16 protein-coding genes are annotated in these 14,727 nt (G+C 37.3%); 4 read left to right on the top strand and 12 right to left on the bottom strand.

Translation table 11 applies throughout. The annotated features are described in order from the left end of the window. Positions 1-3: 3 nt before the first annotated feature. The 6 genes from M1F05_RS09440 to M1F05_RS09415 form a co-directional block, all read right to left on the bottom strand. Positions 4-705, bottom strand: coding sequence for a molecular chaperone (locus tag M1F05_RS09440; protein ID WP_206084216.1), 702 nt, complete (start codon positions 703-705; stop codon positions 4-6). A 118-nt stretch (positions 706-823) separates the two neighbouring features. Next, positions 824-1,444: a fimbrial protein gene (locus M1F05_RS09435; protein ID WP_206084215.1), complete on the bottom strand. Its 621-nt coding sequence runs from the start codon at positions 1,442-1,444 to the stop codon at positions 824-826. Positions 1,445-3,007: 1,563 nt separating this feature from the next. Then, positions 3,008-3,238 (bottom strand): DUF333 domain-containing protein, encoded by a 231-nt coding sequence (locus M1F05_RS09430; RefSeq protein ID WP_206084214.1) that lies wholly within the window; start codon positions 3,236-3,238, stop codon positions 3,008-3,010. Between the two features lie 178 nt (positions 3,239-3,416). Continuing rightward, a complete protein-coding gene (locus tag M1F05_RS09425) occupies positions 3,417-3,626 on the bottom strand; it encodes a hypothetical protein (RefSeq protein WP_206084213.1) in 210 nt (69 codons plus the stop codon). 378 nt (positions 3,627-4,004) lie between these two features. Further along, complete coding sequence (locus M1F05_RS09420; protein ID WP_206084212.1) at positions 4,005-4,463, bottom strand: hypothetical protein; 459 nt, start codon at positions 4,461-4,463, stop codon at positions 4,005-4,007. A 75-nt stretch (positions 4,464-4,538) separates the two neighbouring features. Further along, entirely contained in the window at positions 4,539-4,751 is a 213-nt protein-coding gene (locus M1F05_RS09415; protein WP_206084211.1) for an AAA family ATPase, read from the bottom strand. A 686-nt stretch (positions 4,752-5,437) separates the two neighbouring features. On the opposite strand from M1F05_RS09415, the gene M1F05_RS09410 reads away from it, so the two are divergent. Further along, on the top strand, positions 5,438-6,187 hold the full coding sequence (locus tag M1F05_RS09410) for an SDR family oxidoreductase (protein WP_206084210.1): 750 nt from the start codon (positions 5,438-5,440) through the stop codon (positions 6,185-6,187). Between the two features lie 36 nt (positions 6,188-6,223). Here M1F05_RS09410 and M1F05_RS09405 read toward each other — a convergent pair whose 3' ends face one another. The 4 genes from M1F05_RS09405 to M1F05_RS09390 are packed head-to-tail and all read right to left on the bottom strand — an operon-like array spanning position 6,224 to position 8,769. After that, entirely contained in the window at positions 6,224-6,664 is a 441-nt protein-coding gene (locus M1F05_RS09405; RefSeq protein WP_206084209.1) for a YcgN family cysteine cluster protein, read from the bottom strand. Between the two features lie 20 nt (positions 6,665-6,684). Then, complete coding sequence (locus tag M1F05_RS09400; RefSeq protein WP_206084208.1) at positions 6,685-7,341, bottom strand: fumarylacetoacetate hydrolase family protein; 657 nt, start codon at positions 7,339-7,341, stop codon at positions 6,685-6,687. Between the two features lie 20 nt (positions 7,342-7,361). Next, entirely contained in the window at positions 7,362-8,450 is a 1,089-nt protein-coding gene (locus M1F05_RS09395) for a lytic transglycosylase domain-containing protein (protein WP_206084207.1), read from the bottom strand. Positions 8,451-8,499: 49 nt separating this feature from the next. After that, on the bottom strand, positions 8,500-8,769 hold the full coding sequence (locus M1F05_RS09390) for a YcgL domain-containing protein (RefSeq protein WP_206084206.1): 270 nt from the start codon (positions 8,767-8,769) through the stop codon (positions 8,500-8,502). Between the two features lie 129 nt (positions 8,770-8,898). Here M1F05_RS09390 and minC point away from each other — a divergent pair, with 129 nt between their 5' ends. The 3 genes from minC to minE are packed head-to-tail and all read left to right on the top strand — an operon-like array spanning position 8,899 to position 10,727. Continuing rightward, entirely contained in the window at positions 8,899-9,600 is a 702-nt protein-coding gene (minC, locus tag M1F05_RS09385; protein ID WP_206084205.1) for a septum site-determining protein MinC, read from the top strand. A 23-nt stretch (positions 9,601-9,623) separates the two neighbouring features. Continuing rightward, a complete protein-coding gene (minD, locus tag M1F05_RS09380; RefSeq protein WP_206084204.1) occupies positions 9,624-10,439 on the top strand; it encodes a septum site-determining protein MinD in 816 nt (271 codons plus the stop codon). 3 nt (positions 10,440-10,442) lie between these two features. Further along, positions 10,443-10,727 carry a cell division topological specificity factor MinE gene (gene minE / locus M1F05_RS09375; protein WP_206084203.1) on the top strand — a complete coding sequence of 95 codons (285 nt, stop codon included), beginning with the start codon at positions 10,443-10,445 and terminating at the stop codon, positions 10,725-10,727. Between the two features lie 144 nt (positions 10,728-10,871). On the opposite strand, the gene M1F05_RS09370 is transcribed toward minE, so the two are convergent. Together M1F05_RS09370 and M1F05_RS09365 are read right to left on the bottom strand one after the other, a co-directional pair. Next, positions 10,872-11,654 (bottom strand): energy transducer TonB, encoded by a 783-nt coding sequence (locus M1F05_RS09370; protein WP_206084202.1) that lies wholly within the window; start codon positions 11,652-11,654, stop codon positions 10,872-10,874. A 67-nt stretch (positions 11,655-11,721) separates the two neighbouring features. After that, entirely contained in the window at positions 11,722-14,721 is a 3,000-nt protein-coding gene (locus M1F05_RS09365) for a TonB-dependent receptor domain-containing protein (protein WP_206084201.1), read from the bottom strand. Positions 14,722-14,727 lie beyond the last annotated feature (6 nt).

Raw genomic sequence — 14,727 nt, 5'->3', positions numbered from 1 at the left:
TTCCTATTTAACGGTAGTTTTCACCGCAATATCTGATCCATAATCATTAATATTATTAATTACGATGTTACTTCCTGAACTTACGACTTTTTTTAATTCTACCGTTGTTTGACTTTTGGGCTCTAATAAAACAGTTTTTTCATTTAAGCCAGACTTACCATCTGTTGAAATCTTTGTAACCGTAATATAGTAAGGAGTCGGATTATCGATAATAATATTCTTACCACTTGATTTGATGACAAGTTGTTCTGGCGCTAATTCACGACTACCGAGTCCTGTGGGGCGATAAAAGAATTTAAACCGAGAGCGGATCGCTAATTGCAATACATTCTGATTATCACCTTCCTTACCTTTAGCCACTGGTGGAATGTCTAAAATATTTAACCACCATAAACTTTCTCTATCCTGAGGAATACTTCCTTTATCCATTAATTTGATTCGTAATGTTTGGCCACCTTTAGCCTCTACACGTGAAATTGGCGGTGTAATTTGAAAAGGTGTTTTTATCGTGTCTGGCGTTTCTGATGCATCACCGGTATCAAGCCAAGCTTGTGCAATCGCAGGACGATCCGCTGTGTTGTTTAATTGCACGGTAATTTCTTTTTCATTTCCAGGGTAAATAAACCGTGTGCCATTGACGATAATATTATTAGCAAATGAATGCATACTGAAAATGAAGCAGAATATAAAAACTATTGCTTTCATTTAAACCTCAAAATAAAAGCGGCAGTATAGCTACCGCTTATTAAAGTAATATTTACTTAATATTCAAATAATGTCATAGGAATAACACTAATAAATAAATAATTAACTTACTGATCTCTTATTGGTAAGTGATTTCATAAGTAGCATAGCTTTTAACTTCACCTGTCGTTACCGTTTTAGGTGTAGAAGTTGCATAACCAACGTAATATTGGAAACGAGCTCCGTTCTCAACTTTAGTTACATCACCAGTAACTTTTTTCTGTGTTGGGTTACCAGGGATAATTTTACCTGTTAAGTCAGCGCTATCATCAACAGATAGTGCTAATTGGATGTTAGAAGCACCTGTGCTTTCAGTATTTGCTAAGTAACCTTCTGATTTCCCAGATGCACCTTGCAGTAAGTTACCACCAGTCCAGTTAACATTTAATAATGTTTTATCAATTGCTGCATCATTCGCTTTATCTTGCACATCGGCAGCAACACAATTAGTTACATCAATAACAAATGGCTTAGCTTTCAGTAAAACGTCTGCACCACCGTCACGAACCTCTGCTAATGAAACTGGCGCTAAGTAAACGCTAGCATCGCTACCTTGGCCGTCAACAGAAACAGTACAAGAAACATCAGTCACTTTACCGTGAAAGTTAACTTGGCCACCGCCAACGTTTGTACCAGCAGCGTTAGCTGTTGATAAACCGATAATTGTTGTTGCAACTGCAGTCAGTAATACTTTCTTCATTTTCATTTCCTAATATGAGATTTTTATTCTTACACTTATAAGAACTCATTAAGTTTTTGTTTTATTTAGTGGTAAAAATGAAAACAAAAATCCTATCGTACAATAAATATACGAATATTAAGGCTTATGTCTCATTTTGAAACCTTCTGCATTAATACAAATAAATATGTTTCTTAATTAGTCCTATTTTCAATTAATAATCATATGCTCTATATGATCTCGAAAAGAGGATACATAATAACTTAAATTTTATTAAATCGTTTTTATCATTGCATATCAAATCATTTGATAGATGATATCTATTGAAAATGATCTATTGATTGAGGTATCTGATGTGTTGTTTTCGCTGATTTACACGTAAAAAGTTCAATTTTTAGATAAAAAAGTGATTTATAATAATTTTCTAGAGTTTAAATATCTAAATTTAAACTTAAATAGTTTTTTATAAAACACGTTTTTCTGACTTATAGTGAAAAAAAAGACATTTTACTTACATTTGGATACTTTTTATCGCAAAATATCATCCAGACACATCATATTTAGAATAGTAAACAGAACACTAAATATAAATTATCTTAATGTATTTTTATGAGGATAATGATTAAATTCTCAAAGATTAAAAAAATGATAATAGCGAATTATTATGCTTAACCCCAAGAAAACACCTAAAACGAGTATTTAGGGTTAATCATATCAGTAATTAGATTTATACAGAATAACATTTAATATATATGAATTAAGAAATCATTTGAATCTGATTTAATCCAAATAGAAATATATAAATGGAAGGCTAAAAAAAAATAGATGGAAAAATAATAATAAAATCGCAATAAAATGCTTTATTCATTCAACAGCACAAACAAGTAATACATCTTAATGAGAGTATCAATAATAGAAACAATGTAAAAAAAAATTATCATTGTTTTTGATATAGAATAAAAAAAGCCATTAGTTAGTATAAAAAACAAACTGTTCTATATCAATTTTCGCATTTCATAACCATATGAAAACCATCATGATTTCTTAAAACGAACACCTCCCCAAAAAAAGATATTAACCTTCATTTTTAGCATTAAGAATATTCTTAATTTACGCATATAGTGTGTAAGAGTGTGATCAACCACCTTAAACACATCAAAAAAAGACCAGTAAATAAACAATATCCTATCTTAAATTGCATCATATCGTTTTTATACATATTCGATTCGTGCAATAAGACCTATTTTTACCCCTATTACATAACATAAAGTAGCTAACTCTATTTTAGTATTGTTTTTTGAACATAATGAGACAATGCCCCATAAAAATATTTTATATCAACAATTTACGATAGTTCGATCATGTTCAACATTAAAAGCCATATGAAACGATAAAAATGTTGCCATCGAAGCACTTAAGATGCTCTACAAAATTTATACTAGACTCATGATAACTATCGAATAGATAACGACACTACTATTATCGGCCAATAACAGTAAAAGGTGAGTGAAAAATGATTTATTTTTGATTAAGGAAAAGCAAAAACCAAAACAGATTTTTGCTTTAGGAGAAAGGCTAGATAATTTATTGTTGATCTCTGCGGTATAAGGCCCACTCTTCTATCTTCTCACCTGAAGGTAATGTACAAATACCCACTTGCCCTTCCCCAGTATCAATAATTTCAGATGTTCCACCAATTTTCCCACAATAAACTGAAGCTGGATTAGCCATTCCAATAGGCTTTGTCATATTCGCTTCTTTTGCGGTACACCCCACAACTAAAACTAAGGCTGAAAAGACCAGGTATTTTTTCATACACATCCTTATTTAGGTTAAGTTAAGTCAATTCATCTCACGACGAAAAACAACATCCCAATACTCCTTCAATGAGCCTTCTTAAAATGACCCATAAGAACATTACCAGGCTATATATTTACGGCCCTAGCCCAAGCACTATAAACAACTTATGTTATGAATAAATTCCTAAACTAAATTATTTCTTCTTACGATTATCAAAAATAACAATTAAAATCCCTAAGCAAGCAACAACAAGACTCCCAATAATGTAATTTTGCCTATCAAATGCGAGGCCTGCATCTTTTATATTCTCACCATAGACGATAGGTATACTTACATCCATATTATATGATAGAAAAGCAGTAATGAGCCCAATAATCGTTAAAACGACACCAAACGTTTTCATTCTGTTCCCCTTAGATTACATTAATTTAGGATATGTTAACTAACAACCTAAATAAAAGCAAAGCTTATACTTACCATTACACTTTATATTTTAACAAAAAATGCGCAGCGTATTAACAACACCACAAACTATTTTCGACGAGATTTGATAACTAAAATTATATTAAAAAATTAGTCTAACTATTTAAAGGCAATCATGAGTGATTAGCTAAAAAGCATAATTAATCATTAATGCATGATGACTAAACCTTTCTAATAAAGGAAACTGTGATGTAGAAAAAAGGATATCCAATAATGTAATTAGATCAAGTCCAGGTAAGGATGCTTCCATTTTAATACCTATAATTAGAGAATAAAAAACTACGCCTTTATATTAATGTTATGGTGCCATTACTGGAATTTCATTCACACAACGTTGTTGCCAAATTTTTTGAAAATCAGCTTCAGGGATCATCTCACCTTCAAAATCAAATAAAGGAAAAGATAAAATATTCTTTTTATTTTTATCTTTTGCGACTTGAATAATAAATTTTTCATACTGGTAAGGTGCTTCATCTTTAAAGGTGAATACTTCACCACACACATTCCCTATTATATTATGAGGGGAGCCTGCAGCTGCTGCATACAGTTTCACATTTCTAAACTCTGTCGCTTGTGGTTGATACATAAAGTTTGCCACCATCAATTTAGCCTGAGCCGTTACATCCAATTGAGGATTAAGGTTTAATGAGACACCAAGTACAAACGCAAATAGTATCAATATTAAAAAACAGAGTATGCGAAAGAAGGTTGTAATCATAAATAAAAACCATTTACGGTGAACATAATTAAAATTCACCTCCTATCAGGAACAATAAGAACAATATAAGTTAGCTAGTTATAAAAAATCGTGGATATTTAACAATACCCCCCACTAGTAACGTTCAAAAACACCGTAGTCTGGTCTTTCCCCTCGCATAACGGCGCGTTGTTGTTCGTGAACTGCTTCTCTATCTATGCGCTTTTGCTCCGATGTACGCAAATCTTTATGCGGCTTTGGCCATGTAGACTTATTAGGTTCAAAAGTTGGATTCGAAGAACATCCTGAGATGATGCATAAACAAAGCAGTGAATATATAGATTTCATGTTATTTCATAATTTCATCGAAAATAAGCAAGAAATCTAGCAAATTTGACGAATAATAACAATTAATTAAGTACTTTTAACTATATAAATTTAAAATTAAATGTAAATTTATACAACATTGTAATAGATGTAAAAATTTGTTAGCTTATTCACTTGTGTATTTAACTTAAAGTAAATTAAGTAGATACACTAACATCAAACAACAGGAGTAAACTCCATGATAACGAAGTACACTCTATTTATCGGGTTTTGGTCAATTCTAGCACTGAGTGTTGGAATCATTTATTCCCATATTTAATACACCAGCAAAAACAGGTTTATTTATCTGAACGTTCTAACAAACTGCGTGCCTGTTATCCGATAGAAAAAAGGCACGCAGTTCTCTTTCCGTCCCTATTTGTACAATGACTATAAAACCAATAGTGATAATTTAAAAACTAAGAAAGGCTCTATCGTCTCAACTGCAATAAGAGCCGCTTTTCCCAAAATAGCAACCACATTAGACCTTCTATTTAGCCCAACTATCATTGAATATATTTAAAGAAAACCATAAAAAGGTATTCATCAAAGATAGTCCTATCTCTCTCTACATATTTAAATTCCTATCATTAAATTATAAAGCAAGAAACAGAGATTGCTATCGTCTCACCTAAGTTATGGTTTATACACATAAACTAAGGAGCATCATGATGTTATTAAAAAACAAAGTTGCAATTATTACGGGAGCATCTTCTGGCATAGGTAAATCGACAGCCCTTCTATTTGCTAAACATGGAGCATCTGTCTGTTTAACTGCAAGACGCGAAGAAAACCTCCGCAAGATTGTAAGTGAAATACAAGGATATAGCGGTAAGGTCATTTATCATGTGGGTGATATCTGTGTAGAAGAGACGCATAGTGCCATCATCGATAAAACACTTAATGAATTTGGTAAGCTTGATATTGCAATAAATAATGCAGGCTCTGTTGGTACTTTAAAACCTTTAGCGGACTTTACGTTAGAAGAATGGTTTAAAGTACAAAATGCAAATATTACCGCTGCATTTATGGGGGCGAAAAGCCAAATTCCTGCCATGATTAAAACAGGTGGTGGATCACTTGTCTTTACATCTAGCTTTGTAGGAACTAGCTCAGCTTTACCTTATATGACGGCCTATGGCGTAGCGAAAACTGCTTTAATTGCCTTGGCTAAAGGGATCACTGCGGATTATGCCACACAAAATATTCGAGCAAATGCTCTATTACCTGGAGGTGTAAATACAGATATGGCTGGCGATCAACAGCAAAGAGATTGGGCTGCTAATCTACATGCTATGAAAAGATTGGCTGAGCCTGAAGAAATCGCTTCAGCCGCATTATTTTTAGCCAGTTCAATGTCAAGCTTTGTGACAGGAACTGCGCTGTTTGTAGATGGCGGCAATTCTGCCATCAAGTAAAAAGCAATACTAACTTTCAACGAAAAATCGGAGTCGTTAACCCCTACCTTTTGGTCTATTCATGATGTGGTCTTCCCAATCAACCACATCAATTTCCCTAACGGCAATATGCCGCACAGACACACCTTCATTATGCATTGCAGCTTTGGAACCTGTTTTTAACGGGTGCCAAGCAGGTAAGCTTTTTCCTTCAAGCAATAAACGATAAGCACAAGTCGTTGGTAACCACTCAAAAGTTTCTAAATTATAACGGTTGAGCTTGATGCAATCCGCCTCGTACTCAAAGCGATTTTCATAATGCTTGCACTGGCAGGTTTTCAAATTTAATTGGTTGCAAGCCACATTGGTGAAATAGATTTCATCAGTATCTTCATCCATTAATTTATGTAAGCAACATTGCCCACATCCATCACACAAAGATTCCCATTCATCATCTGTCATTTCATCTAGTGTCTTAACCTGCCAGAACTGCGACATAATACTTATCAATCCTATACTTAAATAACTCGAGTTGTCAGCGAGTGGTCATTAATCGATAGCTTTAACATATCACCAGAGGCCAATGGACCGACACCTTCTGGGGTCCCCGTCAAAATGACATCCCCTGCACGTAATGTGAAGAAGCGGGACATATAGCTAATAAGAGGTAAAATCGGCGTGATCATATCACGCGTTGAGCCTTCTTGGCGAATTTCCCCATTAATTTCCAGTGATAACTGAACATTCTGCAATTCACTTGGATTATTGACTGGAATAAACCCTGAAATTGGGCAAGAACCATCGAACGCTTTACTTTTTTCCCACGGCTGACCCGCTTTCTTAAATTTTGCCTGTAAATCACGCAATGTTAAGTCCAGCGCAACGGCATAACCTGCAATTGCACGAGAAACACGGTCTTCGTCCGCATTTTTTAATGGCATGCCAATCAAAATTGCCATTTCGACTTCATGGTGAACTGCACCCAAATCCTTTGGAATAACAATCGATTGAGTGATATCACAAAGTGCAGTTTCAGGTTTGATAAAGATAACCGGCTCCTCGGGTACAGCTGAGCCCATCTCTTTGATATGCTTGGCATAGTTACTACCTACACAAACAACTTTGTTTGCTGGAAAATCAAGTAAAGCACCTTGCCAGTCACGATGTTGATACATAAGGGTAACTCCTATTATCGTTATTGTATTTTTTGAGCGATGCCATCGGCCATCAAGCTAACACTCAATGCAAAATAGTATGAGCGATTCCAATGCATGATGGTGCGAAAGTTCTCTGTCACTAAAAATGTTCTACCTTCAGGATCATCCGGAATAACAACCCATGTTTTTACATCCGGCGATAGTTGTGCAAATGCAGGTAACTTAACCCCTAATTGCTGCCAATCACTGACAGTTTTGCCTTGTTCTGCTTTAACGCCTTCTAAAGCTCGGCCAAAGTCCGCTGGTAAACTGACTTGGTAACCCCATGGTAATTGGGATTGCCAACCTTCTGTTGATAAATAATTGGCGATTGAGGCGAAAACATCCGCTTTATTATTCCAAATATCCATCTTTCCATCGCCATCACCATCTGCCGCATAAGACAAATAGGATGTTGGCATAAACTGACTCTGACCCATCGCACCAGCCCATGAGCCTTTTAATTGCTGGTCTTCAGGGATATACCCCTTATCCATTATCTCTAGTGCTGCCAGCAATTGCTTGCTAAAAAGCGCTTCACGGCGCCCCTCGAAAGATAACGTGGCGAGCGCTGAAATGACGTCTTCTTTTCCTTGTGAGCGCCCAAAGCCACTTTCAAGCCCCCAAAGGGAAACAATAAATTGCGGTGGAACGCCATATTTTTGGCTAATTGAATCAAGCAGCGCCTTGTTTTCAATATACTTATCATACCCCGCATTGATACGTGATTGCGGAAGGACATTTTTCAGGTAGCTTGCTAATGTGACCGTTGCTCTTTTTTCTGGCTGCCCTTTATCCGCTTTTACCACTCGTTCGATAAAATGAATATTTGCAAAACCACGTTCGATCGTGGCGGGTTTGATCCCTTGAGCAATAGCATGTTCTTTCAATAATTCCACATAAGCAGGAAATTGCGAAGGTTCACGCTGCTCAATAGGAAACGCTTTATCTAGTGCAGCAACTTCTTGGATAATCGCCGCACTTTGTTCCGCAGTAATCGGTTGAGTCGCAACCGTTCCATGTTGTTTCGCTGAGCAACTTGCTAAAAGCAAACCAGCGACTAATGTATATAATAACGTTGGTTTCATTTGTATCCTCCAGAGCACACAAAGCTTTTCAGGTTTTTCTTAAATTACTTTAAATATTAAGCTCTTTATGTTCTGAAAGCAGATCCTCCACTGGAGGCGGAAATTGTAAGTAATAACCAACTTCTTGTAAGTCAGCCTTAACTCGTGATAAATCAGCATTAGCAAGCTTTTCGCGCTTGTCTAACGCAATCACCATAGCAAATTGAGGTGTTCCAAATTGGGCTAATAACTCTTCAGGAACGCGTGAAAAATCATCTTTCTTTTCAACATAAAGATAGGTTTGTTCACGCTTAGGGCTTCTATAAATTGCACAAATCATTATATTTAACTCTTTTTCTTAGTTCATTAGCTTGCTTGAAGAATGTAGTAACTATAACATGCTATTGTTTTACAGAATATCTTCACCCGAGGATTGTTTCGGAAATTTTAATTTGCTGAGTCTAGATAGATGCCACAATCGCCAATAGAACTTAAAGGCAGCAGTTTTACTCTTTCAGTTATTCACTTATACAGTGAAGAGCCTAAACTCATCAAAAAAGCGCTGCAAGAAAAAGTAAGTCAGGCTCCTGATTTCTTTAAAAATGCCCCTGTTGTCATCAATATTGCGGAATTAACTGCACATGCAGATTTATACAGCATACATAAATCTGTGGTTTCTGCGGGGTTACGTATTGTTGGAGTTAGTGGGTGTACAGACCCTTTATTGCGCCAAAAAGCCAATGAAGCAGGCTTACCAATATTAAGTGAAGGTAAAAGCCAGAAACCTGTTGAAATTCAGGCTGAGGCAAGTGTTGCCGCGGTACAAAATGAGCCCGTTTATCGTAAGACTCGAATTATCAATACCCCTGTTCGTTCTGGGCAACGTATTTACGCACCAAATAGTGATCTTATCGTCACAAGTAATGTAAGTGCAGGTGCAGAACTGTTAGCAGATGGTAATATTCATATATATGGTGTGATGCGCGGTCGTGCCTTAGCAGGTGCTTCTGGTGATATTGAAAGTCAGATTTATTGTACGCATTTGCAAGCAGAGTTAGTCTCTATTGCAGGTGAATATTGGCTGAGCGATCAAATCCCTGCTGAATTTCTCGCCAAAGCAGCTAAACTTCGTTTAGTTGATAACAAACTTAACATCGAATATTTAAATTAGACCTTATTTACAAGGAATTATTCATGGCACGCATAATTGTAGTGACTTCTGGTAAAGGTGGTGTTGGTAAAACCACTTCAAGCGCGGCCATAGCAACTGGCCTAGCACAAAAAGGGAAAAAAACTGTCGTAATCGATTTCGATATCGGTCTACGTAACCTTGACCTCATCATGGGCTGTGAACGTCGAGTTGTCTATGACTTCGTCAACGTTATCCAAGGTGATGCAACGCTAAATCAAGCCTTAATTAAAGACAAACGTACCGAAAATCTGTTTATTTTACCTGCCTCACAAACGCGTGATAAAGACGCATTAACCCGTGAAGGCGTGGAAAAGATCCTTGATGAGCTCGGTGATAATCTTGGTTTTGATTTTATTGTCTGCGATTCACCTGCAGGTATTGAAAGTGGTGCATTAATGGCGCTGTATTTTGCTGACGAAGCCATTATTACGACCAACCCAGAAGTGTCTTCAGTTCGTGACTCAGACCGCATTTTAGGTATTTTAGCCTCTAAATCACGTCGTGCAGAAAAAGGCCAAGACCCAATAAAAGAACACCTTCTACTGACCCGTTATAACCCAGGGCGGGTGACCCGCGGTGATATGTTAAGTATGGAAGATGTGCTGGAAATCCTTTGCATTCCATTGATTGGGGTTATTCCAGAAGATCAATCTGTTTTGCGCTCATCTAACCAAGGTGAACCTGTTATTTTAGATAAAGAGTCTGAAGCAGGCCAAGCTTACGATGACTGTGTCGCGCGTATTTTAGGTGAAGATCGCCCTATCCGTTTCATTGAAGAAGAGAAAAAAGGCTTCTTAAAACGCCTATTTGGGGGGTAAATAATGGCTTTATTGGATTTCTTTCTGTCGAGAAAAAAGACGACAGCGAATATCGCAAAAGAGCGATTACAAATCATCGTTGCGGAACGCCGCCGTGGTGATAGCGAACCCGCATACCTTGCTGATATGAAACGCGATATTTTGCAAGTTATCTGCAAGTATGTCCAAGTTGATCCTGAGATGTTATCAGTACAATTTGAACAAAAAGACGATGATATTTCTGTTCTTGAGTTAAACGTCACGCTACCAGAAGGTGACGAAATTAAAACGACTACAACAGAAAAATAATTCGCAAAGAAGCCGCTATGTTGTATGGCGGCTTGCTTTTTATTACCAATAGTTTATTACCAATATATAACAATAGGCTCAGGCTCACCTTTGCCACAAATATTAGTCATCTTTTCAGGTTGAAAACCACCACGGTTCGGCAATTTATAGCTTGAATTTAATTGCTAATGTAACCTGTTTTTTAAAGCCTTCTGGCGGTATACCAACAGAACTGCTCTTCGCTACTGCCGTTAACGCTGCTTGGTCGAGTTGAGTATGCATAGAGGATTTAGCAATACTTACCTTGGTTATCTCCCCCAATGGCGTTAGCGTAAAACTCACCTCTACCGTTCCTTGAATATTGGTATTTCTCGCTTTTCTGGGGTAACGTTTATGGCGCTCTATTTCACGGCGTAATTTATCAATATAAGATTGGTGACTCGCGCTTATACTGTCCCCAACCGCCCTCGTATTTTGCGCCCCCTGTTCGCCTGCGGCATCGGAGACCGTGTTATTTTGCCCTGCCTGTTGCTCTTGTTTTACATCATCGTTTTTTTCACTTTTTTGTTGCTGTTCTTTTTGCTGCTTAATAACCTTTTTATTTGGTTGTTTTTCATCTTTTTTCTCGATGTTTTTTTTCTGAGTTGCTGAAACTTTATTTTCATCACTGTGCGTGCTTTTTTTATTCGCAACTTTAATTACGGCATTTTCATTTTGTTGTGGTTCTGAGAGCAATCCACCTGTTAGCTCATTATGTAATGTGACATCATTTATTTGCTTTTCAATTACATTTTGCGTCATTGCAAAAGAGATTATCTCCGCTTTTATTGGCGTATAAATTTGTGCGAAACGTGTTTTCTCTGCACTTAAACAATAAAAAACAATACCAAAATGAAATAATAGCGAAACCATAACCGCAAGTTTAAAATTAAAACGTAAAGTAATCATTTTAATATCCCTAATAGCCCCTTCGTTAATGCCACAACATAACTACATCAACGAAGGGGAATCCCTTTTAGAAGCGACTAGTTACATTGAAGCGTATCGTTCTACCGGGTGCAGGCATCATACTGCGGGTTAATGGGTCAATGTAATATTCATCAAATAAATTTGTGGCTAATAATTCAAGGGATAGGTCTTTATTAAACTGGTAATTCACATAAGCATCCGCGGTAAAAACCGCATTCCAACTCATCGGGCTATTATTTAATGGTGCATATGAGTATGGATATTTATCTATCATTTCCGCTTCATCCTCATTTTTTGCTTTGCTGTGATATCGCATACGGCTACCCACTTCTAAACGTTCATCTAAGAAGCGTAAACCTAGGTTGGCATGGATGCTATATTTAGGTTGCAATTGAGTACGCAAATAGCCGCCGGGGAACCCTGCTGTTGTACACTCTGGGCCACCAAATTTGTTATAGGGGTCCATAACCATCAGTGAGACTTCATCGCAAACTTCATTTTTTAAGCGGTAATCTACCCCTAAGTCACCAAATACCCAGCCATTATCATAACGCGCTAATAATTCCAGACCGGCCGTGTTATGTTTATCAACCTGCGTAAAGACTAACCTGTAGTTCCTATCAAATGCATTTGTGACAACCGTGTTATAGTAATTTATGCGTAAGTCGGCATGGTTTTCTGCCGCAACGAGATCTTGGAAATTACGCACATACCCTAGTTCTATCGTATGGCTGCGTTCTGGCAAATAAACCGGTGGCGTGTAATTCGGCTCTCTTCCTCCCGAAAAACCAATCGTGTCTTCAAATATACTTGGCATCCTAACGGTTTCTAAATAACGCCCAAATATTCGGTCGTTCTCTGTTAGGTAAATAGTTGCTCCTAACGCAGGCGCCCAAGCCGATTCTTCATTTCTTTTTGGCACTTTAAATTTTTGTTTATCTGCAACCATCACTTCATTATTTATACTACTTATTACCGCTACTTTTTTTGCTATTAACCCTGTTACGGGGTCTATAGCCTCTTCTTTTAAATCAATTTCGCCATTATAGAATGGATTGTTTTTACGTATAAACCTATTATTTTCATCTACTTTCCATTCCGCTAAATGGTTCTTCTCTACAATTCTATATTCTTGCTTTTTTCCATCAGGAGTTACTATTTTCCCCATTATTATAGTAGAGGGAGGCATTGACAGTGCTTTTTCAACTAACCTAGTCTGAGCATGTGAATTATTTTTTAAATCATTAAACGTTCGCCCTTTATCATCGACATATTTTTGTATTAGATGATATTCTGCTGAAGTTAATATACGAGACAGGCTATATTTTTTAGCTATTATATGGCTATAAGGTGCATAATTTACATCTTTGGCCGCGATGCGCCTCTCTTTTAATAAATCTCTTGACCAGTAACTAATATATTGAGCCCCCGCATTCAGGCTTAACCAATCAGTAGGCTGCCAATCAAACCGAATAGTACCATTATATTCCCGACGCTTACCTTCCCTAGGGATAGCACGGAACATATTACCCTTTGGGCTAGAATCCGAATTAAAAATATCTTCACGGCTACCAATGGTTTCATCAATTAAGCTTCCCATTAAAGTCAATTTAAATTCAGGTGTAATTTGAAATTTATTGGATAATGAAACACCATAGCGATCGTTAAGTTGGTTTAATTTAATCCCATCAACTAAGGTGCCATTGATAGCAGGATTTTTAGCCACATTTTTATCTCGACCAAATTCATAATTCCAATCCCTTTCCATTGGTTCCCTAGGCTGGCCACCTGCGGTATTTGTGTTTAAATTAGTTTTTGTCAACCAATAACCTAATCGGAAATCAACCCAACCAATGGACTCGGGTTTGAACGAATAATTGGCGTAAAAAGTATTTAACGCCAAGTTAGCTAAAGGCCATTGCGGAATTTTCCCTTCTAAATCATGATAACGAATTTGCGATGGCATGATTTCGCCATAATGGCTTGACGTATGCATATAACCAAGGGAGAGGTCTTGTGCATAAGGTAGCATCAAATTTAATTTAGCCAGCCATGTCGACATTTCATTTGATGTATTCGCCACCTCTGTATTTGGCCCGTAAATCCTAGCGACAAAGGGTATATATGGGTCTATCGCCTTATTTGTGTTATTAGGGTCATAGGTAATAATATCATCATAAAATTTATCCGCCCCACGGCGCCCAGCAAAATAGTTACCTTGGTTGCGGTAGCTGTACGCCAACATCAAATCAAACTTTTCTTGCCGTGTCCCAATGGCAATGCGCGCTGCGTTATCTTGCAGATTAAAGAAATTGGCATTACCTTTACTACGAGCATCAACAAGCATTTCGTGATCTTGAAAATAAATTCCACGAAACTTCTGCATGTCTAGCGTACTCAATAGTCGCTTATCATCGCGATAGTCTATACCGTGGTTTAAATGATTAACCCTCGGATTTGTGGAGTTACTCGATGTTTCTAATTTAATATCAAAACCAAACTTCTCATATTTATCCACAACATCATCAATGCCTAGGGTCGTTATCGCCACCCCACCACCTGTAGAGGTACGCACATCGCGGTCTAGCGTTGCGCTTTTCATGACCTTAATGCTGCTAATCATATTTGGGTCGATATAATTACGGTTATTCGCCCCGTTGTAGCCACGCCACACAGTGATAGCCTGTTCTGTGCCATCGACAGTTACCGGGACGCGCCCTTGCCCCTGTACCCCTCGTACATTGGGGTCTATTGCCCCGCTATTACGGGCATCACCGCTGTACACCCCTACCGCATGGTTTATGGTATCTGCAGGGTTGGTGCCTTTATAGCGTTCGATTTCTTCTTTACTGATGTAAATATTCGATTCGTCTTTATCATATTGGTCATCCGCCCCTTTTCTATCACGCTCTTTGATAGTGGTCGCTTTATCATTTACCACAATAGAGCCGATGTTTTCGCTTTGTTGTGCATAGACTAAGTGTGTAATACTACCAATAGATAACCCTGTCGCGATATTAATGGCTATCACAGTTTTTATTTTCATTATTTG

This window comes from Providencia sp. PROV252, from assembly GCF_033676005.1.
In the GTDB taxonomy this organism is placed as follows: domain Bacteria; phylum Pseudomonadota; class Gammaproteobacteria; order Enterobacterales; family Enterobacteriaceae; genus Providencia; species Providencia vermicola.
This window is presented reverse-complemented; position numbering and strand designations above follow the sequence as displayed.